General features: G+C 63.8%; 24 protein-coding genes and 1 tRNA gene. All 25 read left to right on the top strand.

All coding sequences use genetic code 11. The features are described 5' to 3' along the window. Window positions 1-139: 139 nt before the first annotated feature. The 25 genes from AC1Z3W_RS31620 (at window position 140) to AC1Z3W_RS31500 (ending at window position 22,619) form a co-directional block, all read left to right on the top strand. The gene (locus AC1Z3W_RS31620; protein WP_057929213.1) at window positions 140-1,159 is read left to right on the top strand and encodes an NAD(P)H-quinone oxidoreductase; all 1,020 of its coding nucleotides are present in this window, start codon (window positions 140-142) and stop codon (window positions 1,157-1,159) included. A 141-nt stretch (window positions 1,160-1,300) separates the two neighbouring features. Then, on the top strand, window positions 1,301-2,056 hold the full coding sequence (tpiA, locus tag AC1Z3W_RS31615; protein WP_483509279.1) for a triose-phosphate isomerase: 756 nt from the start codon (window positions 1,301-1,303) through the stop codon (window positions 2,054-2,056). Window positions 2,057-2,129: 73 nt separating this feature from the next. Beyond that, window positions 2,130-2,507, top strand: coding sequence for a preprotein translocase subunit SecG (secG, locus tag AC1Z3W_RS31610; protein WP_047898610.1), 378 nt, complete (start codon window positions 2,130-2,132; stop codon window positions 2,505-2,507). 111 nt (window positions 2,508-2,618) lie between these two features. Beyond that, window positions 2,619-2,703 (top strand) — tRNA-Leu (locus tag AC1Z3W_RS31605). 154 nt (window positions 2,704-2,857) lie between these two features. Beyond that, window positions 2,858-3,217, top strand: a complete 360-nt coding sequence (locus tag AC1Z3W_RS31600; protein WP_006398798.1) for an NADH-quinone oxidoreductase subunit A — start codon at window positions 2,858-2,860, stop codon at window positions 3,215-3,217. A 62-nt stretch (window positions 3,218-3,279) separates the two neighbouring features. Then, entirely contained in the window at window positions 3,280-3,759 is a 480-nt protein-coding gene (locus AC1Z3W_RS31595; protein WP_006398799.1) for a NuoB/complex I 20 kDa subunit family protein, read from the top strand. 21 nt (window positions 3,760-3,780) lie between these two features. Further along, window positions 3,781-4,383 carry an NADH-quinone oxidoreductase subunit C gene (locus tag AC1Z3W_RS31590; RefSeq protein ID WP_006478264.1) on the top strand — a complete coding sequence of 201 codons (603 nt, stop codon included), beginning with the start codon at window positions 3,781-3,783 and terminating at the stop codon, window positions 4,381-4,383. 9 nt (window positions 4,384-4,392) lie between these two features. After that, a complete protein-coding gene (locus AC1Z3W_RS31585) occupies window positions 4,393-5,646 on the top strand; it encodes an NADH-quinone oxidoreductase subunit D (RefSeq protein ID WP_057929211.1) in 1,254 nt (417 codons plus the stop codon). 180 nt (window positions 5,647-5,826) lie between these two features. After that, the gene (gene nuoE, locus AC1Z3W_RS31580) at window positions 5,827-6,312 is read left to right on the top strand and encodes an NADH-quinone oxidoreductase subunit NuoE (protein WP_006478266.1); all 486 of its coding nucleotides are present in this window, start codon (window positions 5,827-5,829) and stop codon (window positions 6,310-6,312) included. Then, complete coding sequence (gene nuoF, locus AC1Z3W_RS31575) at window positions 6,309-7,619, top strand: NADH-quinone oxidoreductase subunit NuoF (RefSeq protein WP_057929210.1); 1,311 nt, start codon at window positions 6,309-6,311, stop codon at window positions 7,617-7,619. Before nuoE ends, nuoF begins: the two co-directional genes overlap by 4 nt. 84 nt (window positions 7,620-7,703) lie before the next feature. Further along, window positions 7,704-10,034, top strand: coding sequence for an NADH-quinone oxidoreductase subunit NuoG (gene nuoG, locus AC1Z3W_RS31570; protein ID WP_483509278.1), 2,331 nt, complete (start codon window positions 7,704-7,706; stop codon window positions 10,032-10,034). Then, window positions 10,035-11,102: an NADH-quinone oxidoreductase subunit NuoH gene (nuoH, locus tag AC1Z3W_RS31565; RefSeq protein ID WP_057929208.1), complete on the top strand. Its 1,068-nt coding sequence runs from the start codon at window positions 10,035-10,037 to the stop codon at window positions 11,100-11,102. Between the two features lie 15 nt (window positions 11,103-11,117). Beyond that, entirely contained in the window at window positions 11,118-11,606 is a 489-nt protein-coding gene (nuoI, locus tag AC1Z3W_RS31560; protein WP_011885529.1) for an NADH-quinone oxidoreductase subunit NuoI, read from the top strand. 114 nt (window positions 11,607-11,720) lie between these two features. Next, window positions 11,721-12,371 (top strand): NADH-quinone oxidoreductase subunit J, encoded by a 651-nt coding sequence (locus AC1Z3W_RS31555; RefSeq protein ID WP_014896509.1) that lies wholly within the window; start codon window positions 11,721-11,723, stop codon window positions 12,369-12,371. Between the two features lie 18 nt (window positions 12,372-12,389). After that, window positions 12,390-12,695: an NADH-quinone oxidoreductase subunit NuoK gene (gene nuoK, locus AC1Z3W_RS31550; protein ID WP_004185739.1), complete on the top strand. Its 306-nt coding sequence runs from the start codon at window positions 12,390-12,392 to the stop codon at window positions 12,693-12,695. A 17-nt stretch (window positions 12,696-12,712) separates the two neighbouring features. Next, entirely contained in the window at window positions 12,713-14,767 is a 2,055-nt protein-coding gene (nuoL, locus tag AC1Z3W_RS31545) for an NADH-quinone oxidoreductase subunit L (protein ID WP_483509277.1), read from the top strand. 16 nt (window positions 14,768-14,783) lie between these two features. Next, window positions 14,784-16,274: an NADH-quinone oxidoreductase subunit M gene (locus tag AC1Z3W_RS31540; protein WP_124834056.1), complete on the top strand. Its 1,491-nt coding sequence runs from the start codon at window positions 14,784-14,786 to the stop codon at window positions 16,272-16,274. A gap of 36 nt (window positions 16,275-16,310) precedes the next feature. Further along, on the top strand, window positions 16,311-17,765 hold the full coding sequence (gene nuoN / locus AC1Z3W_RS31535) for an NADH-quinone oxidoreductase subunit NuoN (RefSeq protein WP_173938515.1): 1,455 nt from the start codon (window positions 16,311-16,313) through the stop codon (window positions 17,763-17,765). Beyond that, window positions 17,765-18,061, top strand: coding sequence for a DUF2818 family protein (locus AC1Z3W_RS31530; protein WP_124834058.1), 297 nt, complete (start codon window positions 17,765-17,767; stop codon window positions 18,059-18,061). Before nuoN ends, AC1Z3W_RS31530 begins: the two co-directional genes overlap by 1 nt. A gap of 36 nt (window positions 18,062-18,097) precedes the next feature. Continuing rightward, entirely contained in the window at window positions 18,098-18,688 is a 591-nt protein-coding gene (locus AC1Z3W_RS31525) for an NUDIX domain-containing protein (RefSeq protein WP_057929203.1), read from the top strand. Window positions 18,689-18,823: 135 nt separating this feature from the next. After that, window positions 18,824-19,246 carry a DUF1178 family protein gene (locus AC1Z3W_RS31520; RefSeq protein WP_006756910.1) on the top strand — a complete coding sequence of 141 codons (423 nt, stop codon included), beginning with the start codon at window positions 18,824-18,826 and terminating at the stop codon, window positions 19,244-19,246. 54 nt (window positions 19,247-19,300) lie between these two features. Next, the gene (locus AC1Z3W_RS31515; RefSeq protein WP_124834059.1) at window positions 19,301-20,497 is read left to right on the top strand and encodes an acyl-CoA dehydrogenase family protein; all 1,197 of its coding nucleotides are present in this window, start codon (window positions 19,301-19,303) and stop codon (window positions 20,495-20,497) included. A gap of 19 nt (window positions 20,498-20,516) precedes the next feature. Further along, the gene (locus AC1Z3W_RS31510) at window positions 20,517-21,650 is read left to right on the top strand and encodes an acyl-CoA dehydrogenase family protein (protein ID WP_124834060.1); all 1,134 of its coding nucleotides are present in this window, start codon (window positions 20,517-20,519) and stop codon (window positions 21,648-21,650) included. Between the two features lie 34 nt (window positions 21,651-21,684). After that, entirely contained in the window at window positions 21,685-22,146 is a 462-nt protein-coding gene (locus tag AC1Z3W_RS31505; RefSeq protein ID WP_057929200.1) for a MaoC family dehydratase, read from the top strand. Beyond that, window positions 22,143-22,619 carry a MaoC family dehydratase gene (locus AC1Z3W_RS31500; RefSeq protein WP_483509276.1) on the top strand — a complete coding sequence of 159 codons (477 nt, stop codon included), beginning with the start codon at window positions 22,143-22,145 and terminating at the stop codon, window positions 22,617-22,619. The genes AC1Z3W_RS31505 and AC1Z3W_RS31500 overlap by 4 nt, the downstream gene beginning before the upstream one ends. The last annotated feature ends 1 nt before the right edge of the window (window position 22,620 follow it).

The following is a 22,620-nucleotide window of genomic DNA, read 5'->3' as shown; positions in this document are numbered from 1 at the left end:
GCAGGTGTGAGAACGGCCGGCAGTGCGAAAGCGCGCCGGCCGTTTTTTCTGTAGCATCGTTGTGCGGCGCAGCAGCGCCGGCGAGGCACCCGTGTCGCACACGGGTGCGCCCCCCGATTCCGATCCTGGAGCGACCACCATGAAAGCCATCGAAATCACCGAATTCGGCGCCCCCGACGTGCTGAAGCTCGCGGAGCGTCCGCGCCCCGAGCCGAAGCGCGGCGAAGTGCTGATCAAGGTGGCGGCTTCCGGCGTGAACCGGCCGGACGTCTTCCAGCGCAAGGGCGCGTATGCGCCGCCGCCGGGCGCTTCCGATCTGCCGGGCCTCGAGGTCGCGGGCGAGATCGTCGGCGGCGACCTGTCGGATGCCGCGCTTAACCCGTTCGGCCTGAAACTCGGCGATCGCGTCTGCGCCTTGCTCGCGGGCGGCGGCTACGCGGAATATGCAGTCGCGCCGCTGCCGCAATGCCTGCCGGTGCCCGATGGGCTGACCGACATCGAAGCTGCGTCGTTGCCCGAAACGTTCTTCACCGTATGGAGTAACGTGTTTGACCGTGCGTTGCTCGGCGCGGGCGAGGGTGGCGAGCAGGAAACGCTGCTCGTGCAGGGTGGCTCGAGCGGGATCGGCGTGACGGCGATTCAGATCGCTCACGCGCTCGGTTTTCGCGTGTTCGCGACGGCAGGGAGTGCCGACAAATGCCGCGCATGCGAGGCACTTGGTGCCGAGCGTGCAATCAACTACAAGACCGAGGACTTCGTCGAGGTCGTCAAGTCGCTGACGCACGATCGCGGTGTCGACGTGATCCTCGACATGGTTGCGGGCTCGTACGTGCCGCGCGAACTGTCCGCCCTGGCGGATGGCGGCCGTCTCGTGCTGATCGCGCTGCTCGGCGGCGCGAAGGCCGAGGTCAACCTGAACGAGATCCTGCGCCGCAGGCTGACGGTGACAGGCTCGACGCTGCGTCCGCGTCCGGTCGAGTTCAAGGCGCGCATCGCCGCGCAGCTGAAGGCGCGCGTGTGGCCGCTGCTCGCGGACGGCCGCATCAAGCCTGTCATCTACCGCGTGCTGCCGGCCGGCGACGCCGCTCAGGCACATGCGCTGATGGAAAGCGGCGAGCACATCGGCAAGATCGTGCTCGATTGGGGTACGACCGCCTGACGGTCCGTGCGGCCGGGCTTGACATGCGCGGTTTGACCGGTTCAAGCCGCGCGCAGTAAAATCGCGGGTTTGCTTCGCCAGATCCAACCTGACGGCCGGTTTTCGGTGCGTCAATGACAAGATAGTGACGAGACAGACACGATGTCGAAACAACGAACAAAGCGAGTGATCGGCAACTGGAAGATGCACGGCCGGCTGGCCGGCAACCAGGCGTTGCTGAACGAAGTGGTGCAGGGCGCGGGCGCGGTGGCGGCTGAAACGTCGATCGGCGTGTGCGTGCCGTTCCCGTACCTCGCGCAGGTTCAGGCGCAGCTCGGCGGCAGCCGTGTCGCGTTCGGCGCGCAGGACGTGTCCGCGCACGAGCAGGGCGCGTTCACCGGCGAAGTCGCGGCCGCGATGGTGGCGGAATTCGGCGCGCACTATGCGATCGTCGGTCACTCGGAGCGTCGCGCATATCACGGCGAGCGCAACGAGACCGTCGCTGCGAAGGCGCAACGCGCGCTCGCGGCTGGCCTCACGCCCGTCGTGTGCGTCGGCGAGACGCTCGACGAGCGCGAAGCGGGCTCGACCGAGCGGGTGGTCGGTGCGCAGCTCGACGCCGTGCTGGCCGTGCTGACGGCTGACGAAGCGGCACGCATCGTCGTCGCGTACGAGCCGGTCTGGGCGATCGGCACGGGCAAGAGCGCGACGTCGGCGCAGGCGCAGGATGTGCACGCGTTCCTGCGTGCGCGTCTCGCGTCTAAGGGGGCGGAGAACGTATCGGTGCTGTACGGCGGCAGCGTGAAGCCGGACAACGCGGAAGAGCTGTTCGCGCAGCCGGACATCGATGGCGGCCTGATCGGCGGCGCGTCGCTGAAGGCGGAAGATTTCCTGGCGATCTGCCGGGCCGCACGTTGAGCGGTCCGGGATCGAATTGAACCATGATGGCGGCCGGTCGGTCCGGATCGCCTGATCCAATCGGGTGGGTGTGATGCTGTTATTCAAGACGCTGATTATTGTCGTGCAGGTGCTGTCTGCACTTGGTGTGATCGGGCTCGTGCTGCTGCAGCACGGCAAGGGTGCCGACATGGGCGCCGCATTCGGCAGCGGCGCGTCGGGCAGCCTGTTCGGCGCGACGGGCTCCGCGAACTTCCTGTCGCGCACGACGGGCATTCTCGCGACGATTTTCTTCGTCGCGACGCTCGCGCTGACGTACCTCGGTTCGTACAAGTCGACGCCGTCGGCAGGTGTGCTCGGCGCGGCAGCGACCGCGCCGGCATCGGCGCCCGCAGCGTCGGCGCCGGCCGTCGCGGCGTCCGCTGCCGCGGGTTCGGCTGCGAGCGCGCCGGGCCAGGACGTCCCGAAATAAAAAGTTAAAATTTTTGCGTTTGTGCGTTGAACAAATCTGGAACTCGGGTTAGAATTTAATTCTTGAAGCGATTCGCGGGAAACAAGCAGTACAACCCGAGTTGCATGCAGTGCCGACGTGGTGAAATTGGTAGACACGCTATCTTGAGGGGGTAGTGGCGAAAGCTGTGCGAGTTCGAGTCTCGCCGTCGGCACCAAAGTTACTCAATGCCAGCCGCTTCTAGTGGCTGGCATTTTTCATTTGTGGGGTGTGTCTTGCGATTGTCTTGGGATCGCAGGCACTCCGAAATGATTCCTTCCGCCGGAAGTGGTATTCTCCGGACGCTCAGAACCAACCGATAGAGGATTGCCTTGAACCTCGCAGCCTATTACCCCGTCTTGTTGTTCCTCCTCGTGGGCACTGGTTTAGGTATAGCGCTGGTCAGCATCGGCAAGCTCCTTGGTCCCAACAAGCCGGACGTCGAGAAGAACGCACCGTACGAGTGTGGCTTCGAAGCCTTTGAAGACGCCCGGATGAAATTCGACGTCCGGTACTACCTCGTCGCCATCCTGTTCATCATCTTCGATCTCGAAACCGCATTCCTGTTTCCGTGGGGCGTCGCGCTCCGCGACATCGGCTGGCCGGGTTTCATCGCAATGATGATTTTTCTGCTCGAATTCCTGTTGGGCTTTGCCTATATCTGGAAGAAAGGCGGCCTCGACTGGGAGTGATGGGTTAATCGCCGGTTTGCATGGGCGGCCACGCTCGGTCGCTCGTCTGGAGTGGAAAGCAAATGAGTATCGAAGGGGTCTTGAAGGAAGGGTTTGTCACCACGACGGCTGACAAGCTGATCAACTGGACGCGTACCGGCTCGCTGTGGCCGATGACGTTCGGGCTCGCGTGTTGCGCCGTCGAGATGATGCATGCGGGCGCGGCCCGCTATGACCTGGACCGGTTCGGGGTCGTGTTCCGCCCGAGCCCGCGTCAGTCGGACGTGATGATCGTCGCCGGCACGCTGTGCAACAAGATGGCGCCCGCGCTGCGCCGCGTGTACGACCAGATGGCCGAGCCGCGCTGGGTGATCTCGATGGGGTCGTGCGCGAATGGTGGTGGCTACTACCACTACTCGTACTCGGTGGTCCGCGGCTGCGACCGGATCGTGCCGGTCGACGTCTACGTGCCGGGCTGTCCGCCCACGGCCGAGGCGCTGGTCTACGGCGTGATCCAGCTTCAGGCGAAGATCCGCCGCACCAACACCATCGCCCGTCAATAAAGCCCCGAGCGTCCCCTCAATATGGCAAGCAAAATCGAGACCCTCAAGGCAAACCTCGAAGCCGCGCTCGGCGCGCGCGTGGTGAGCCTCACCGAAGCGATCGGTGAACTGACGCTCGTCGTGAAGGCGAGCGATTACCTCGAAGTCGCAAAGACACTGCGAGACGATCCGAAGCTCCGTTTCGAGCAGCTGATCGACCTGTGCGGCGTCGACTACCAGACCTTCGGCGACGGCGCCTACGACGGCCCGCGTTTCGCGGCCGTGTCGCACCTGTTGTCGGTCACGAACAACTGGCGCTTGCGCCTGCGCGCATTCGCGCCGGACGACGACCTGCCGATCGTGGCATCGCTGGTCGATATCTGGACCTCCGCAAACTGGTACGAGCGCGAAGCGTTCGACCTGTACGGCATCGTGTTCGAAGGCCACCCCGACCTGCGCCGCATCCTCACCGACTACGGCTTCATCGGTCACCCGTTCCGCAAGGACTTCCCGGTGTCGGGCTATGTCGAAATGCGTTACGACCCGGAAGAGAAGCGGGTCGTGTACCAGCCGGTGACGATCGAGCCGCGCGAAATCACGCCGCGCGTGATCCGCGAGGATCGCTATGGCGGTCTGAAACATTAAGGGGGCGTCATGGCAGAAATCAAGAACTACACGCTCAACTTCGGCCCGCAGCACCCGGCAGCGCACGGTGTGCTGCGCCTCGTGCTCGAGCTCGACGGCGAAGTCATCCAGCGTGCCGATCCGCACATCGGCCTGCTGCACCGCGCGACGGAAAAGCTCGCGGAATCCAAAACGTTCATCCAGTCCGTGCCGTACATGGACCGTCTCGACTACGTGTCGATGATGGTCAACGAGCACGGCTACGTGCTCGCGATCGAAAAGCTGCTCGGCATCGAAGTGCCGGAGCGCGCGCAGTACATCCGCGTGCTGTTCGACGAGGTCACGCGCGTGCTGAACCACCTGATGTGGATCGGCGCGCACGCACTCGACGTCGGTGCGATGGCGGTGTTCCTGTATGCATTCCGCGAGCGCGAAGACCTGATGGACGTGTACGAAGCGGTGTCCGGTGCCCGGATGCACGCGGCGTACTACCGTCCGGGCGGCGTCTATCGCGACCTGCCTGACGCAATGCCGCAATACAAGGCGTCGAAGATCCGCAACGAGAAGGCGCTCGCGAAGATGAACGAAGCGCGCAGCGGCTCGGTGCTCGACTTCATCGACGACTTCTTCACGCGCTTCCCGAAGTGCGTCGACGAATACGAAACGCTGCTCACCGACAACCGGATCTGGAAGCAGCGTCTGGTCGGGATCGGCGTCGTCAGCCCGGAACGTGCGCTGCAGATGGGCCTCACAGGCCCGATGCTGCGCGGCTCGGGCATCGCCTGGGACCTGCGCAAGAAGCAGCCGTACGAGGTGTACGATCGCATGGATTTCGACGTGCCGGTCGGCGTGAACGGCGATTGCTACGACCGCTATCTGGTGCGCGTCGAAGAAATGCGCCAGTCGGTCCGTATCGCGAAACAGTGTATTGAGTGGCTCCGCAAGAATCAGGGCCCTGTGATGACCGACAATCACAAGGTTGCGCCGCCGTCGCGCGTCGGCATGAAGACCAACATGGAAGACTTGATTCACCACTTCAAGCTCTTCACCGAAGGTTTTCACGTGCCGGAAGGCGAAGCGTACGCAGCAGTCGAGCATCCGAAGGGCGAATTCGGTATCTATCTCGTGTCGGATGGTGCCAACAAGCCGTATCGCCTCAAGATCCGCGCACCGGGCTTCGCGCACCTCGCGTCGCTCGACGAAATGGCGCGCGGTCACATGATTGCCGACGCCGTCACGATCATCGGTACGCAGGACATCGTGTTCGGCGAAATCGATCGCTAATGGTTGCGCCGCCTGCGCAAGCGGGCGGCGAGCAGTCAGTCACACGCGAAGTCACATGCGGTATGCGCTGAACCGGCGCGGCTTCGCAAGCTGTCAACAGTGAGCGCCAGGTCTGCCGTCCATGCACAGCAGTGCGGCAGGTTGTTCGTTCGGTAGGAATTGAAAGAGTCGTGTCTGAAAATGATCTCAGCTGAAGGCCTGAAGGAAATCGATCGAGCGTTGACGAAGTATCCCGCCGATCAGAAACAGTCCGCCGTGATGTCGGCGTTGGCCGTTGCTCAGGAAGAGCACGGCTGGCTGTCGCCCGAACTGATGCAGTTCGTTGCGGACTATCTCGGCATGCCGGCCGTCGCCGTGCAGGAAGTCGCGACGTTCTACACGATGTACGAGCTCAAACCGGTCGGCAAGCACAAGATCACGCTCTGCACGAACCTCCCGTGCCAGCTCGGTCCGCACGGCGGCGCCGAGGCGACGGCCGACTACCTGAAACAGAAGCTGGGCATCGGCTTCGGCGAGACCACGCCCGACGGCAAGTTCACGCTGAAGGAAGGCGAATGCATGGGCTCGTGCGGCGATGCGCCGGTGCTGCTGGTGAACAATCACAGAATGTGCAGCTTCATGAGCCGCGAGAAGATCGACCAGCTGCTTGAGGAGCTTTCGAAATGACGTCCCTCCACGACCGTCACATCAAACCGCTGATCCTCGCTGGTCTGAACGGCGAGAACTGGCATCTCGAAGATTACGTTGCGCGCGGCGGCTACAAGCAGCTGCGCCGCATTCTCGAAGAAAAGATTCCGCCGGAGCAGGTGATCGCTGACGTGAAGGCGTCGGGCTTGCGTGGCCGTGGCGGTGCGGGCTTCCCGACCGGCCTGAAGTGGAGCTTCATGCCGCGCCAGTTCCCGGGGCAGAAGTACCTCGTCTGCAACTCGGACGAAGGCGAGCCGGGCACGTTCAAGGATCGCGACATCCTGCGCTGGAACCCGCATGCGCTGATCGAAGGCATGGCCATCGGCGCGTACGCGATGGGCATCACCGTCGGCTACAACTACATCCACGGCGAAATCTTCGAAGTGTATCGACGCTTCGAAGCTGCGCTTGATGAGGCGCGTGCCGCGGGCTTCCTCGGCGACAACATCATGGGCTCGGAATTCTCGTTCCAGCTGCACGCGCACCACGGTTACGGCGCGTACATCTGCGGCGAGGAAACGGCGCTGCTCGAGTCGCTCGAAGGCAAGAAGGGCCAGCCGCGCTTCAAGCCGCCGTTCCCGGCGAGCTTCGGCGTGTACGGCAAGCCGACCACGATCAACAACACCGAAACGTTCGCCGCGGTGCCGTTCCTGCTGACCATCGGGCCGCAGAATTACCTCGAGATCGGCAAGCCGAACAACGGCGGCACGAAGATCTTCTCGGTGTCGGGCGACGTCGAGCGTCCGGGCAACTACGAAGTGCCGCTCGGCACGCCGTTCGCGACGCTGATGGAGCTCGCCGGCGGGATGCGCGGCGGTCGCAAGATCAAGGCCGTGATTCCGGGCGGCTCGTCGGCGCCGGTGATCCCGGGCGACATCATGATGCAGACCGATCTCGATTACGACGCGATCGCGAAGGCGGGCTCGATGCTCGGTTCCGGCGCGGTGATCGTGATGGACGAGACGCGCTGCATGGTGCGTTCGCTGCTGCGCCTGTCGTACTTCTACTACGAGGAATCGTGCGGCCAGTGCACGCCGTGCCGCGAAGGCACCGGCTGGCTGTATCGCGTCGTGAATCGTATCGAGCACGGCGAAGGGCGCCAGGAAGATCTGGACCTGCTGAACTCGGTTGCCGAGAACATCATGGGCCGCACGATCTGCGCGCTCGGCGATGCGGCGGCGATGCCGGTTCGCGGGATGCTCAAGCATTACTGGGACGAATTCGCGTACCACGTCGAGCACAAGCACTGCATGGTCGGCGGCCACGCGCACGCGGCGGCAGCCTGAAGCGAAGCACCGGTTGCGGAATTTGAGCGCACGGTCGGGCGAAGGCGCGAACGGGCGGAAATAGGTTAAGGACCATTCACCATCATGGTTGAACTTGAAATAGACGGCAAGAAGGTCGAGGTGCCCGAAGGCAGCATGGTGATCCAGGCTGCGCACAAGGCGGATACGTACATTCCTCACTTCTGCTATCACAAGAAACTGTCGGTTGCGGCCAACTGCCGGATGTGTCTCGTCGAAGTCGAGAAGATGCCGAAGGCCGTGCCTGCCTGCGCGACGCCCGTGTCGGCCGGCATGATCGTGCGCACACAGTCCGACAAGGCCGTGAAGGCGCAGCAGTCGGTGATGGAATTCCTCCTCATCAACCACCCGCTCGACTGCCCGATCTGCGATCAGGGCGGCGAATGCCAGCTGCAGGATCTGGCGGTCGGCTACGGCAAGTCGTCGTCGCGCTACTCGGAAGAAAAGCGCGTGGTGTTCCACAAGAACGTGGGCCCGCTGATCTCGATGGAAGAAATGTCGCGCTGCATCCACTGCACGCGCTGCGTCCGCTTCGGCCAGGAAGTCGCCGGCGTGATGGAGCTCGGCATGCTGGGTCGTGGCGAGCACTCGGAAATCACGACGTTCGTCGGCAAGACGGTCGACTCCGAACTGTCGGGCAACATGATCGACCTGTGCCCGGTCGGCGCGCTGACCAGCAAGCCGTTCCGTTACAGCGCCCGTACGTGGGAACTGTCGCGCCGCAAGTCGGTGAGCCCGCACGATTCAGTCGGCGCGAACCTCGTCGTGCAGGTGAAGAACAACCGCGTGATGCGCGTGCTGCCGTTCGAGAACGAAGCGATCAACGAATGCTGGATCTCGGACAAGGATCGTTTCTCGTACGAAGGCCTGAACAGCGAAGAGCGCCTGACGAAGCCGATGCTGAAGCAGGGCGGCCAGTGGATCGAAACCGACTGGCAGACCGCACTCGAATATGTCGCGAAGGGCCTGAAGGGCATCGCCGCGGATCACGGCGCGAACGCGCTGGCGATGCTCGCGAGCGCGCACAGCACCGCTGAAGAGCTGTTCCTCGTGAAGCAGCTCGCCAGCGAACTGAAGACGCCGAACGTCGATTTCCGTCTGCGTCAGCAGGATTTCTCGGCGCCGGTCCAGGGTGCACCGTGGCTCGGCATGCCGATCGCCGACCTGTCGAACGTGAATGCCGCGTTCGTCGTCGGTTCGTTCCTGCGCCGCGACCACCCGCTGTTCGCCGCGCGCCTGCGTCAGGCCGCGAAGAACGGCGCGAAGCTGCACTTCCTGCACGCGACCGCCGACGATTCGCTGATCCCGACCGCGCAGCGCATCGTCGCCGCGCCGTCGGCATGGCTCGACGAACTGGCCGGTGTGGCCGCAGCCGTCGCGCAACTGCGCGGCGTCGCACTGCCGGACACGCTCGCAGGCGTCACGGCTTCGCAGGCTGCCCAGGCAGTCGCCCAGTCGCTCGCGAACGGCGAGCGCCGCGCGGTGCTGCTCGGCAACGTGGCCGTCCGTCACCCGCAATTCGCGAAGTTGCACGCCGTCGCACAGTGGATCGCCGAGAACACCGGCGCCACGTTCGGCTTCCTGACGGAAGCGGCGAACACGGTCGGCGCGCACGTCGTCAACGCACTGCCGGGCGAAGGCGGCTTGAACGCACGCGAGGCGTTCGCGCAGCCGCGCAAGGGCTACGTGCTGCTGAACGTCGAACCGGAATTCGACACGGCCGATCCGGCGCAGGCGCTTGCCGCGCTGAACCAGGCTGAAATGGTCGTCGTGATGTCGCCGTTCAAGCACGGCCTCGACTACGCCGACGTATTGCTGCCGATCGCTCCGTTCACGGAAACGGCCGGTACGTACGTGAACGCGGAAGGCTCGGTGCAGAGCTTCAACGGCGTCGTGCGCCCGCTGGGCGACACGCGCCCGGCGTGGAAGGTGCTGCGCGTGCTCGGCAGTCTGCTCGGCCTGCCGAACTTCGAATACGAGACGGCTGAGGATGTGCGTGTTGCGGCGCTCGGCGACGCGGGCGTCGCGAGCCGTCTGTCGAACCAGGCGTCGGTCGCACCGGCGCGCGTCGCGGCCGCTGCCGCGAACGGCAGCTTCGAGCGCCTCGCCGACGTGCCGATCTATCATGCCGACGCACTCGTGCGCCGCGCAGGTGCGCTGCACCTGACGGCCGCCGCGAAGGTGGCGAATGCTGCAGCCCTGCCGGCCGCGCTGTTCGACAAGCTGGGCTTGAAGGAAGGCGACGCAGTGCGCGTGCGCCAGGGCGAGCGTGCGGTGCAGTTGCCGGCCGTGTGCGACGCGAATCTTGCGGAGACGGTCGTTCGCGTGTCGGCGGCAACGCCTGCCGGCGCAGCGCTCGGCAGCCTGTCCGGTGAACTGGTGGTGGAGAAGGCGTAAATGAGCTTGTTCGATACGATCAACGCGGGCGGCGCCCAGCTTCTCGGCGTCGCGTGGCCGACGGTGTGGGCAATCGTGCGCATCCTCGTCGTCTCCGTCGTCATCCTGCTGTGCGTCGCGTACCTGATTCTGTGGGAGCGCAAGCTGATCGGCTGGATGCACGTGCGTCTCGGCCCGAACCGCGTCGGCCCCGGCGGCCTGCTGCAGCCGATCGCCGACGTGCTGAAGCTGCTGCTGAAGGAAGTCATTCAGCCGAGCGCCGCCAGCCGCTGGCTGTACCTGATCGCACCGGTCATGACCGTCGTGCCGGCGTTCGCCGTGTGGGCGGTGATCCCGTTCCAGGCCCAGGCCGTGCTCGCGAACATCAACGCGGGCCTGCTGTACGCGATGGCGATCTCGTCGATCGGCGTGTATGCGGTGATCCTCGCGGGCTGGGCGTCGAACTCGAAGTACGCATTCCTCGGTGCGATGCGTGCCGCGGCGCAGATGGTCTCGTACGAAATCTCGATGGGCTTCGCGCTGGTGCTCGTGCTGATGACGGCCGGCAGCCTGAACATGTCGGAAATCGTCAATTCGCAGCAGCATGGCTTCTTCGCGGGCCACGGCGTGAACTTCCTGTCGTGGAACTGGCTGCCGCTGCTGCCCGCGTTCGTCGTCTACTTCATCTCGGGCATCGCCGAAACGAACCGTCACCCGTTCGACGTGGTGGAAGGGGAGTCGGAAATCGTTGCCGGTCACATGATCGATTACTCGGGTATGGCGTTCGCGCTGTTCTTCCTCGCCGAGTACATCAACATGATCGTGATCTCGGCGTTGGCTGCGACGCTGTTCCTCGGTGGCTGGGATGCACCGTTCGAATTCCTGTCGTTCATTCCGGGCATCTTCTGGCTGGTGCTGAAGGTATTCGCACTGCTGTCGGTGTTCATCTGGGTTCGCGCGACGTTCCCGCGCTACCGTTACGACCAGATCATGCGTCTGGGCTGGAAGGTGTTCCTGCCCGTCACGGTGATCTGGGTGGTCGTGGTCGGCTTCTGGATGATGTCGCCGCTCAACATCTGGGTGAAGTAAAGATCGGACGAAATCATGACGGCAATCCAACACTTCTTTAAGACCTTCTTCCTGACGGAGCTGCTGAAGGGGCTCGCGCTGACCGGTCGTTACACGTTCCGGCGCAAGTTCACCGTGCAGTTCCCGGAAGAGAAGACCCCGATCTCGCCGCGCTTCCGCGGGCTGCACGCGCTGCGCCGCTATGAAAACGGCGAAGAGCGCTGCATCGCGTGCAAGCTCTGCGAGGCCGTGTGCCCCGCGATGGCGATCACGATCGAATCGGAAACGCGCGCGGACAATACGCGCCGCACGACGCGCTACGACATCGACCTGACGAAGTGCATCTTCTGCGGTTTCTGCGAAGAAAGCTGCCCGGTCGATTCGATCGTCGAGACGCAGATTCTCGAGTACCACGGCGAAAAGCGCGGCGACCTGTATTTCACGAAGGAAATGCTGCTCGCGGTGGGCGATCGCTACGAGAAGGACATCGCTGCGGCGAAGGCTGCCGACGCGCCGTATCGTTGATTGTGTTTGCAGTGCCGGCCCGGCATGAACGGGCCGAGCCGCCGCGACGGGTGCGGCACGCGAGAGCGTCCCGCAAGCCGCGCCTGACTATGGCCTAACGATGAACCGGTAATCATGGAATTCACGACCGTACTGTTCTACATCTTCGCGCTGCTCCTGGTGGTATCAGGGCTGAAGGTGATCACTTCGCGCAACCCGGTGGCGTCTGCGCTTTTCCTTGTGCTGGCGTTCTTCAACGCCGCCGCGATCTGGATGCTGCTGGAAGCGGAGTTCCTCGCGATCCTGCTGGTGCTGGTGTACGTGGGCGCCGTGATGGTGCTGTTCCTGTTCGTCGTGATGATGCTGGACATCAACATCGATTACCTGCGCCGAGACTTCAAGCGCTTCGTGCCGATGGCAACGGTGGTCGGCGCGATCATCGTGGTCGAGACCGCACTGATCCTCTGGCGCGGCTACGGCGACACGCACACGGTGCACGCAATGGCGACGGGCGCGATGGCCGACTGGTCGAACACGCGACTGATCGGCAAGGTGATCTACACCGACTACATCTTCGCGTTTGAAATCGCCGGCCTGGTGCTGCTGGTCGCGATCATCGCCGCGATCGGGCTGACCGAGCGCAAGGGCAAGGACAGCAAGCGCCAGCGCGTGTCGGATCAGGTCAAGGTGCGCCGCGACGACCGCGTGCGCCTCGTGAAGATGGAAGCGGAAAAGCCGCAGCCGGAAACGGCGCAGAGCGAAGCCGGTTCGAGCACCAACGGCTAAGCGGAGGAAAGGAAAACCATGCTGACTCTTGCTCATTACCTCGTGCTCGGCGCGATCCTCTTTGCGATCGCGATCGTCGGGATCTTCCTGAACCGCCGCAACATCATCATCATCCTGATGGCGATCGAACTGATGCTGCTGGCGGTGAACACCAACTTCGTCGCGTTTTCGCATTACCTCGGCGACGTGCACGGCCAGATCTTCGTGTTCTTCGTGCTGACCGTTGCCGCAGCGGAAGCCGCGATCGGTCTCGCGATTCTGGTGACCCTGTTCCGTAAGCTCGACACGATCAATGTCGAGGATCTCGATCAGCTCAAAGGTTAATTTCAGGCAACGCTGTTATGTCAACGACACTCAATGAAAACCTGCTGCTGGCGATTCCGCTCGCTCCGCTGGCCGGCTCGCTGATTGCGGGGCTGTTCGGGAACGCAGTCGGGCGCAAGGGCGCACACCGGATCACGATCCTCGGCGTATTGATCGCGTTCCTCCTGTCGGCGAAAGTCTTCTTCGACGTAATGGGCGGCGCAAGCTTCAACGCGACCGTCTATGAATGGATGAACGTCGGCTCGCTGAAACTCGAAGTCGGCTTCCTCGTCGATTCGCTGACCGCGATGATGATGGTCGTCGTGACCTTCGTCTCGCTGATGGTGCACGTGTACACGATCGGCTACATGTCGGAAGAAGACGGCTACCAGCGCTTCTTCTCGTACATCTCGCTGTTCACGTTCTCGATGCTGATGCTCGTGATGAGCAACAACTTCCTGCAGCTGTTCTTCGGCTGGGAAGCGGTGGGTCTGGTGTCGTACCTGCTGATCGGCTTCTACTTCACGCGTGAGAGCGCGATCTACGCGAACATGAAGGCGTTCCTCGTGAACCGCGTGGGCGACTTCGGCTTCCTGCTGGGCATCGGCCTGCTGCTCGCGTTCGCGGGTTCGATGAACTACGGCGAAGTGTTCGCCAAGCGCGCCGAGCTCGCGAGCCTGCACTTCCCGGGCACCGACTGGGGCCTGCTGACCGTTGCCTGTATCTGCCTGTTCATCGGCGCGATGGGCAAGTCCGCGCAGTTCCCGCTGCACGTGTGGCTGCCTGACTCGATGGAAGGCCCGACCCCGATCTCGGCGCTGATTCACGCGGCGACGATGGTGACGGCCGGCATCTTCATGGTGTCGCGCATGTCGCCGCTGTTCGAACTGTCGGATACCGCGCTGTCGTTCATCACGGTGATCGGCGCGATCACGGCACTGTTCATGGGCTTCCTCGGGATCGTCCAGAACGACATCAAGCGTGTCGTCGCGTACTCGACGCTGTCGCAGCTCGGCTACATGACCGTCGCGCTCGGCGTGTCCGCTTACCCGGTCGCCGTGTTCCACCTGATGACGCACGCGTTCTTCAAGGCGCTGCTGTTCCTCGGCGCCGGTTCGGTGATCATGGGCATGCACCACGATCAGGACATGCGCAACATGGGCGGCCTGCGCAAGTACATGCCGATCACGTGGATCACGTCGCTCGTCGGTTCGCTGGCGCTGATCGGTACGCCGTTCTTCTCGGGCTTCTACTCGAAGGACTCGATCATCGACGCGGTGAAGCTGTCGCACCTGCAGGGTTCAGGCTTCGCGTACTTCGCGGTCGTCGCGAGCGTGTTCGTCACGGCGCTGTACTCGTTCCGCATGTACTTCCTGGTGTTCCACGGCGAAGAGCGCTTCCGCAATCCGAAGCATCCGGAATCGCCGATGGGCATGGCGGCCGCACATGGCCACGGCCACGACGATCACGGCCACGGCCATGACGACCACGCGCACGAGCCGCACGAGACCCCGTGGGTCGTATGGGTGCCGCTGGTCCTGCTGGCGATCCCGTCGGTCATCATCGGTGCGATCGCGATCGGTCCGATGCTGTTCGGCGACTTCTTCCAGCACGGCGTCGCGTTCGACAAGGTGATCTTCATCGGCGAAAACCATCCGGCACTGGCCGAGATGGCCGAAGAGTTCCACGGCTGGGTCGGCATGGGTCTGCACTCGGTGTCGGGCCTGCCGGTGTGGCTGGCGCTCGCCGGTGTCGTCGTCGCGTGGTTCCTGTACCTTAAGCGTCCGGATCTGCCGGCGTCGATCCGCCGCGCGTTCGGTCCGATCTACACGCTGCTGGACAACAAGTACTACATGGACAAGATCAACGAAGTGGTGTTCGCCCGTGGTTCGGTGGCGATCGGCCGCGGCCTGTGGAAGGAAGGTGACGTCGTCGTGATCGACGGCCTCGTCAACGGCAGCGCCCGGTTCATCGGCTGGTTCGCCAGCGTGATCCGCTTCCTCCAATCCGGTTACATCTATCACTACGCGTTCGCCATGATCATCGGCATGCTGGGGCTCCTGACCCTGTTTGTAACGCTCGGCGGCAAATAAGGCGGGGGACAACTTAATGCACGCTTTTCCGATTCTCAGTACCGCGATCTGGCTGCCGATCGTTTTCGGCCTCCTCGTGCTCGCGGTGGGTAACGACAAAAATCCGGGGACGGCCCGCTGGGTTGCGCTGATCGGTTCGCTGCTCGGTCTCGCGGTCACGATCCCGCTGATCACGGGCTTCGACTCGAGCACGGCTGCGCTGCAGTTCGTCGAGCAATCGACCTGGATCGAACGCTTCGACATCTCGTACCACCTCGGTGTCGACGGCATCTCGATGTGGTTCGTCGTGCTGACCGCGCTGATCACGGTGATCGTCGTGATCGCCGCGTGGGAAGTGATCACCGAGAACGTCGCGCAATACCTCGCGGCCTTCCTGATCCTGTCCGGGATCATGATCGGCGTGTTCTCGGCAGCCGACGGCCTGCTGTTCTACGTGTTCTTCGAGGCGACCCTGATCCCGATGTATATCATTATCGGCGTGTGGGGCGGCCCGAACCGCGTGTACGCGGCGTTCAAGTTCTTCCTGTACACGCTGGCCGGCTCGCTGCTGATGCTGGTCGCGCTGATCTACCTGTACACGCAGACGCATTCGTTCGACCTCGCGACGTGGCAGAACGCGAAGATCGCGATGACGCCGCAGATCCTGCTGTTCATTGCATTCTTCCTCGCATTCGCGGTGAAGGTGCCGATGTGGCCGGTGCATACCTGGCTGCCGGACGCGCACGTGGAAGCGCCGACGGGTGGTTCGGTCGTGCTGGCAGCGATCATGCTGAAGCTCGGCGCGTACGGTTTCCTGCGTTTCTCGTTGCCGATCACGCCTGACGCAAGCCACTTCCTGGCACCGGTCGTGATCACGCTGTCGCTGATCGCGGTGATCTACATCGGCCTCGTCGCGATGGTGCAGTCCGACATGAAGAAGCTGGTCGCGTATTCGTCGATCGCGCACATGGGCTTCGTGACGCTCGGCTTCTTCATCTTCAACCAGCTCGGCGTCGAAGGTGCGATCATCCAGATGATTTCGCACGGCTTCGTGTCGGGCGCGATGTTCCTGTGCATCGGCGTGCTGTACGATCGCGTGCACTCGCGCCAGATCGCTGATTACGGTGGCGTCGTGAACGTGATGCCGAAGTTCGCGGCATTCGCGATGCTGTTCTCGATGGCCAACTGCGGCCTGCCGGGTACCTCGGGTTTCGTCGGCGAGTTCATGGTGATTCTCGCAGCCGTCCAGTACAACTTCTGGATCGCATTCGGCGCGGCGTTCACGCTGATCCTCGGCGCTGCCTACACGCTGTGGATGTACAAGCGCGTGTATTTCGGCGCGGTCGCGAACGATCACGTTGCCAAGCTGAAGGACATCGGCCGTCGCGAATTCGTGATGCTGGCCGTGCTCGCCGCGTTCACGATGCTGATGGGCCTGTATCCGAAGCCTTTCACCGACGTGATGCACGTTTCCGTGGAAAACCTCCTCTCCCACGTCGCGCAGTCGAAGCTGCCGCTGGCCCAGTAATCGCGAGCGGAGGAAATCAAGATCATGAACGCTCCTATGAATGTCCTGTTGCCTGACGCGCTGGTGATGGTCGCCATCGTCGTCGCATGGCTGAACGACACCTTTACCGGTGCCGCTGGCCGCCGCCTGACCTATCTGATCGCGGTGGTTTCGTCGGTCGTCGCCGGCGTGTGGTTCGCCGTGCAGGCGCTGGATCCGCAGCAGTACTACTTCTTCTCGCGGATGGTCGTCGTCGACTCGTTCGCGAGCATGATGAAGGCCGTCGTGTCGATCGGCTTCGCGGTCACGCTCGTCTATTCGCGCAAGTACCTCGAAGACCGCGACATGTTCCGCGGAGACGTGTTCCTGCTGGGCATGTTCTCGCTGCTCGGCCAGCTGGTGATGGTGTCGGGTAACAACTTCCTGACGCTGTATCTCGGCCTCGAACTGATGTCGCTGTCGCTGTATGCGGTCATCGCGCTGCGTCGTGATGCCGTTCAGTCGAGCGAAGCCGCGATGAAGTACTACGTGCTGGGCGCGCTCGCGTCGGGCTTCGTGCTGTACGGCATCTCGATGCTCTACGGCGCGACCGGCTCGCTCGAACTCGGCGAGGTGTACAAGGCGGTCGGTGGCAACACCGATGCAGCCGTGCTGATGTTCGGCGTGGTCTTCATCGTCGCCGGTATCGCGTTCAAGCTCGGCGCCGTGCCGTTCCACATGTGGGTGCCTGACGTCTACCAGGGCGCACCGACCGCGATGACGCTGTTTGTCGGCGGCGGCCCGAAGGTTGCCGCGTTCGCGTGGGGCCTGCGCTTCCTGGTGATGGGCCTGCTGCCGCTCGCACAGAACTGGCAGACCGCGCTCGTGATCCTTGCCGCGCTGTCGCTGATCGTCGGTAACATCACCGGTATCGTCCAGCGCAACATCAAGCGGATGCTCGCGTACTCGGCGATCTCGAACATGGGCTTCGTGCTGCTCGGCCTGCTCGCCGGCATCGTGAAGGGCGACGCGACCGCACCGGCGAACGCGTACAGCTCGGCGATGTTCTATGCGATCGTCTACCTGATCACGACGCTCGGCTCGTTCGGCGTGGTGATGCTGCTCGCACGCCGCGATTTCGAAGCGGAAACGATCGACGACTTCAAGGGTCTCAACAAGCGCAGCCCCGTGTTCGCGTTCGTGATGATGGTCATGATGTTCTCGCTGGCCGGTATCCCGCCGACCGTCGGCTTCTACGCGAAGCTCGCGGTGCTCGAGGCGACCGTCAACGCAGGTCTCACGTGGCTGGCCGTGCTGGCCGTGATCACGTCGCTGTTCGGTGCGTTCTATTACCTGCGCATCGTCAAGCTGATGTACTTCGATGCACCGCAGGACACGGCCCCGGTCACCGGCGATTTCTGCAAGCGTACGATCCTCGTGCTGAACGGCCTCGCGGTCGTCGTGCTCGGCCTGATCCCGAGCCCGCTGCTGACGGCCTGCCTGCAGGCGATCCGTCACACGCTGCCGCTGTAATGTCGGTAGCCGGCTGGTTCATCGTGCTGTTGGCGCTCGTATGCGCCAACGTGCCGTTCCTGAACCAACGCCTCTTCGCCGTCGTGCCGTTCGGCGCGACGAAGAAGAACGCGTGGGTTCGGATCGGCGAGCTGATCGTGCTGTATTTCGTCGTCGGCGCGCTCGGCTTCTGGCTCGAGTCGCGCGCCGGCAACCGCTTCGAACAGGGCTGGCAGTTTTACGCGATCACGTTCAGTCTCTTTATCGTGTTCGCGTTTCCCGGCTTCACGTTCCAGTATCTCGTCAAACGACGCTGACGGCTTCGGCCGTCACGCTCAATTACGGAGCCGCCGATGGCCGAACTTCCCAATCACGACGCCGCACTGACCGAAACCTGCCTCGAGAGCGAGGCGATTTTCGAAGGCTCGTTCCTCAAGCTCAAGCGCGATACCGTCCGTTTGCCGGATGGCAAGCAGGCCACGCGCGAATACGTCCAGCACCCGGGCGCGGTGATGGTGATTCCGCTGTTCGACGACGGCCGCGTGCTGATGGAAAGCCAGTATCGCTATCCGATCGGCAAGGTCATGGCCGAATTCCCGGCCGGCAAGCTCGACCCGAACGAAGGCGCGCTCGCCTGCGCGGTGCGCGAGCTGCGCGAGGAAACCGGCTACACGGCACGCGAATACGTGTTCCTGGCCCGGATTCACCCGATCATTTCCTATTCGACCGAATTCATCGACCTGTATCTCGCGCGCGGGCTGACGGCCGGCGAGCGTAAGCTCGACGAAGGCGAATTCCTCGAAACCTTCACGGCGACGCTGCCCGACCTGCAGGAATGGGTGCGCACGGGCCAGATCACCGACGTGAAGACGATCATCGGCACGATGTGGCTCGAGAAAGTGCTGTCCGGCACCTGGCCGCTCGGCCTCGTCCAGAAGCCCTGACGGCACGTCAGCGGCGGGTGGGGCGCCGCGTTACAATCGGGTGACGCGGCCGCTTTCCGGTCGCGCGATCTAATTTAGCACGATCGTTCACAAAAGCGCGTTTTGCGCTACACTCGTCACACGCCCTGATTCAGCATGAAGGTCCTCGATTTACAGTGCCCGCATGGTCATCGGTTCGAAGGCTGGTTCGCTTCCGCCGATGAGTTCGAAGCGCAGTTGTCCCGCAAGCTGGTCGAATGTCCAGTGTGCGGGACGACCGAGATCAACCGGATGCCGTCGGCGCCGCGCCTGAACCTGTCGGGTGCGACGCAGGCACAGCCGGCCGATCCGCGTGCGCTGCAGGCGCAGGTGATGCGCGCGCTGCGCGAGGTGCTGGAGAAGACCGAGAACGTGGGCGAGCGCTTCGCCGAGGAAGCGCGGCGCATCCATTACAACGAGGCGCCGGCACGCAGCATTCGTGGCGTCACGACGCCGGAGGATGCGCAATCCTTGGCTGAAGAAGGCATCGACGTGATGCCGCTGCCGATTCCAGCCGCGCTGAAAGAACCGCTGCAATGACGTACGCAGTGTGTCCTGGCCGGGCCGGACGGCCGCGGTCAGGAGACACTGCGCATGGATCTGGATTATTCCCCCGCCGACGACGCGTTCCGCGTCGACATCCGCGCCTGGCTTGAGGCCAATCTGCCTCATGCACTGCGCGCCAAAGTACTCGATCACAAACGACTCGATCGCGAGGATTACGCGAGCTGGCACCGGATTCTCGGCCAGCGCGGCTGGTCTGCGCCCGCATGGCCGGCCGAATACGGCGGCCCGGGCTGGAACGCGACGCAGCGGCACATCTGGGACGAGGAGTGCGCCCGCATCGGTGCGCCGACCGTGCTGCCGTTCGGCGTGTCGATGGTTGCGCCGGTGCTCATGCAATACGGCAGCGAAGCGCAGAAGCGCCACTATCTGCCGCGCATCCTGGACGGCACCGACTGGTGGTGCCAGGGCTATTCGGAGCCGGGCTCCGGTTCCGACCTCGCGTCGCTGCGCACGCGTGCCGAACGCCACGGCGACCACTACGTCGTCAACGGCCAGAAGACCTGGACGACGCTCGGCCAGTACGCGGACATGATGTTCTGCCTCGTGCGCACCGATCCGGCCGCGAAGAAGCAGGAGGGTATCTCGTTCCTGCTGATCGACATGAAGACGCCCGGCATCACGGTGCGTCCGATCATCACGCTCGACGAGGACCACGAAGTCAACGAGGTGTTCTTCGAGGACGTGAAGGTGCCCGTCGAGAATCTCGTCGGCGATGAGAATCGCGGCTGGACTTACGCGAAATACCTGTTGGGGCACGAGCGCTCCGGCATCGCGCGCGTCGGCGCGTCGAAGCGCGAGCTCGTGTTCCTGAAACGCGTGGCGTCGAACCAGCGCAAGAACGGCAAGCCGTTGCTCGCCGATCCCGTGTTTGCCGCGAAGGTCGCGGCACTCGAGGTCGAACTGATGGCGCTCGAGGTGACGGTGCTGCGTGTCGTGAGCCGCGAGACGAGCGGCAAGGGGCCCGGCCCCGAGGCGTCGATGCTGAAGATCAAGGGTACCGAGGTGCAGCAGGCGCTCACCGAGCTGATGTTCGAGGCGATCGGGCCGCTCGCCGCGCCGTTCGACGTCCCGTTCCTCGAAGGTGAGCGCGAACACAGCAGCGCGGGCGACGACGACGCTGCGCCGCTCGCCGCGTACTACTTCAATTACCGGAAGACGTCGATCTACGGCGGTTCGAACGAGATTCAGAAGAACATCATCGCGCAGATGATCCTGGGGCTGTGATCAGGAAACGGAGACAACCATGGATTTCAGCTTTACCGATGAGCAGCAACAGTTCGCCGACGCGCTGCACCGCTATCTCGGCGAGCAATACGGTTTCGACGCGCGCCAGGCCATCGTGCGCAGCGACGCGGGCGTGTCGGACGCGCAATGGAGCGCATTCGCGGAGCTGGGCCTGACCGCGCTGCCCGTGCCGGATGCACAGGGCGGATTCGGCGGCGGCCCGGTGGACATGCTGGTCGCGATGCAGGAGCTCGGCCGCGCACTCGTGGTCGAGCCGTACTGGGCGACGGCGGTCGGCATCGAGGCGCTGCGGATTGCCGGGTCCGGCACGGGTGACGATGCCGCGCTGCTGGAAGCGGTCGCGCAAGGGCAGAAGCGTCTGGCGGTTGCATTCCACGAACCGCGGGCACGCTACGACCTGTACGAACTCGATACGCACGCGCGCGAACAGGGCGGCATCTACCGGCTGACCGGCACCAAGTCGGTCGTTCAGCACGGCGCGCAGGCGCATGCGTGGATCGTGCCGGCGCGTGTCGACGGCGGCGGCATCGGCCTGTTCGTCGTCGAGCGCGACGCCCCGGGAGTGACGCTCGTCGACTACCGGACGATCGACGGCCAGCGCGCCGCGACGATCGAGCTGCATGAAACGCCTGCGCGGCAACTGACGGGTGGCGCACGCGATGCGGTTGCCCTCGAGCAGATTGCCGATTACGCGACCTTCCTGTTGTGCGCGGAAGCGGTTGGTGCACTCGACGAGCTGAACCGCGCGACGGTCGAATACACGAAGACGCGCGAACAATTCGGCGTGCCGATCGCGCGTTTCCAGGCGCTGCAGCACCGGATGGTCGACATGCTGATTCACGCGGAGCAGGCGCGTTCGCTGACTTACCTGGCCGCCGTGCGTTACGCGGGCGGCGATGCCGATGCGCGACGCAAGGCGGTTTCCGCCGCGAAGGCGCGGGTTGGCGCGGCCGCACGCTTCGTCGGTCAGCAGGCCGTGCAACTGCACGGCGGCATGGGCGTGACCAACGAAGTCGCCGCAGCACACCTGTTCAAGCGGCTGTCGATCATCGAGACGACGCTCGGCGACACCGATCATCACCTTGCGCGCATCGCGGCCCTGCCGGATTTCGCGCAGACCGACGCGGCCTGACGGCGACGCGCTAGCGCACCAGAGGAGACACACAGTGGGTATCAGTTACGAAGATCTGGAAGTCGGCAGTACGACCGAAATCGGCCGCTACACGTTCGAGGCGGACGACATCAAGACGTTCGCGCAACGCTACGATCCGCAGCCGTTCCACCTCGACGAGGAGGCCGGCAAGGCATCGCCGTTCGGCGGGCTGGTCGCGAGCGGCTGGCATACGTGTTCGGTGTTCATGAGCCTGCTCATCAAGAAGCTGGGGCCGGATTCGACCAGCATGGGCTCGCCAGGCATCGACTCGATCCGGTGGATCAAGCCCGTGCGCGCCGGCGACACGATCACGATGTACCAGAAGGTCCACGACAAGCGCGTGTCGGCGAGCAAGCCCGACCGCGGCATCGTGTCGACGGAGTGGATCGGCACCAACGGCGCCGGCGACACGGTGATCACCGTGCATACCAAGGTGATCTTCGGGCTGCGCCATCCGCAAGGGGCGGGCGCATGACGGACGTGACATTGCCGCTGATCGCGTCGGCTCAGGCGCTGCATGCGCGGATCGGCGCGGAGCCGCTTATGAGCGGCTGGGTCGAGATCGACCAGCGTCGGGTCGACGGTTTCGCCGATGCGACCGGCGATCACCAGTGGATACACGTCGATCCCGAGCGCGCGCGCCGCGAGTCGCCGTTCGGTGGCCCGATCGCGCACGGTTTCCTGACGCTGTCGCTGATTCCCGCGTTGATGGCGGATGCGATGCGCTTCGAGCAGAAGATGGGCATGAACTACGGACTGAATCGCGTACGGTTCCTGAAGCCGGTGCCGGTCGGCGCACGCGTGCGTGCGCTATTCGCGGTGAAGGAAACCGCGGAGGCCGCACAGGACGGCGTGCAGGTGACGTGGTCGGTGTCGGTGCAGGTCGAGCGTCCCGACGCGCCTGTGCTCGTTTGCGCGGCGGAATTCATTACACTGCACTACTTCTGAT

The sequence above is a fragment of the Burkholderia sp. 10_S31 genome (genome assembly GCF_056930375.1).
This window is presented reverse-complemented; position numbering and strand designations above follow the sequence as displayed.

Bases quoted from the DNA above. Each gene is read 5' to 3' on its own strand.
- AC1Z3W_RS31620 (WP_057929213.1), top strand. From the start codon at position 140: ATGAAAGCCATCGAAATCACCGAATTCGGCGCCCCCGACGTGCTGAAG.
- tpiA (WP_483509279.1), top strand. From the start codon at position 1,301: ATGTCGAAACAACGAACAAAGCGAGTGATCGGCAACTGGAAGATGCAC.
- secG (WP_047898610.1), top strand. From the start codon at position 2,130: ATGCTGTTATTCAAGACGCTGATTATTGTCGTGCAGGTGCTGTCTGCA.
- AC1Z3W_RS31595 (WP_006398799.1), top strand. From the start codon at position 3,280: ATGAGTATCGAAGGGGTCTTGAAGGAAGGGTTTGTCACCACGACGGCT.
- AC1Z3W_RS31590 (WP_006478264.1), top strand. From the start codon at position 3,781: ATGGCAAGCAAAATCGAGACCCTCAAGGCAAACCTCGAAGCCGCGCTC.
- AC1Z3W_RS31585 (WP_057929211.1), top strand. From the start codon at position 4,393: ATGGCAGAAATCAAGAACTACACGCTCAACTTCGGCCCGCAGCACCCG.
- nuoE (WP_006478266.1), top strand. From the start codon at position 5,827: ATGATCTCAGCTGAAGGCCTGAAGGAAATCGATCGAGCGTTGACGAAG.
- nuoF (WP_057929210.1), top strand. From the start codon at position 6,309: ATGACGTCCCTCCACGACCGTCACATCAAACCGCTGATCCTCGCTGGT.
- nuoG (WP_483509278.1), top strand. From the start codon at position 7,704: ATGGTTGAACTTGAAATAGACGGCAAGAAGGTCGAGGTGCCCGAAGGC.
- nuoH (WP_057929208.1), top strand. From the start codon at position 10,035: ATGAGCTTGTTCGATACGATCAACGCGGGCGGCGCCCAGCTTCTCGGC.
- nuoI (WP_011885529.1), top strand. From the start codon at position 11,118: ATGACGGCAATCCAACACTTCTTTAAGACCTTCTTCCTGACGGAGCTG.
- AC1Z3W_RS31555 (WP_014896509.1), top strand. From the start codon at position 11,721: ATGGAATTCACGACCGTACTGTTCTACATCTTCGCGCTGCTCCTGGTG.
- nuoK (WP_004185739.1), top strand. From the start codon at position 12,390: ATGCTGACTCTTGCTCATTACCTCGTGCTCGGCGCGATCCTCTTTGCG.
- nuoL (WP_483509277.1), top strand. From the start codon at position 12,713: ATGTCAACGACACTCAATGAAAACCTGCTGCTGGCGATTCCGCTCGCT.
- AC1Z3W_RS31540 (WP_124834056.1), top strand. From the start codon at position 14,784: ATGCACGCTTTTCCGATTCTCAGTACCGCGATCTGGCTGCCGATCGTT.
- nuoN (WP_173938515.1), top strand. From the start codon at position 16,311: ATGAATGTCCTGTTGCCTGACGCGCTGGTGATGGTCGCCATCGTCGTC.
- AC1Z3W_RS31530 (WP_124834058.1), top strand. From the start codon at position 17,765: ATGTCGGTAGCCGGCTGGTTCATCGTGCTGTTGGCGCTCGTATGCGCC.
- AC1Z3W_RS31525 (WP_057929203.1), top strand. From the start codon at position 18,098: ATGGCCGAACTTCCCAATCACGACGCCGCACTGACCGAAACCTGCCTC.
- AC1Z3W_RS31520 (WP_006756910.1), top strand. From the start codon at position 18,824: ATGAAGGTCCTCGATTTACAGTGCCCGCATGGTCATCGGTTCGAAGGC.
- AC1Z3W_RS31515 (WP_124834059.1), top strand. From the start codon at position 19,301: ATGGATCTGGATTATTCCCCCGCCGACGACGCGTTCCGCGTCGACATC.
- AC1Z3W_RS31510 (WP_124834060.1), top strand. From the start codon at position 20,517: ATGGATTTCAGCTTTACCGATGAGCAGCAACAGTTCGCCGACGCGCTG.
- AC1Z3W_RS31500 (WP_483509276.1), top strand. From the start codon at position 22,143: ATGACGGACGTGACATTGCCGCTGATCGCGTCGGCTCAGGCGCTGCAT.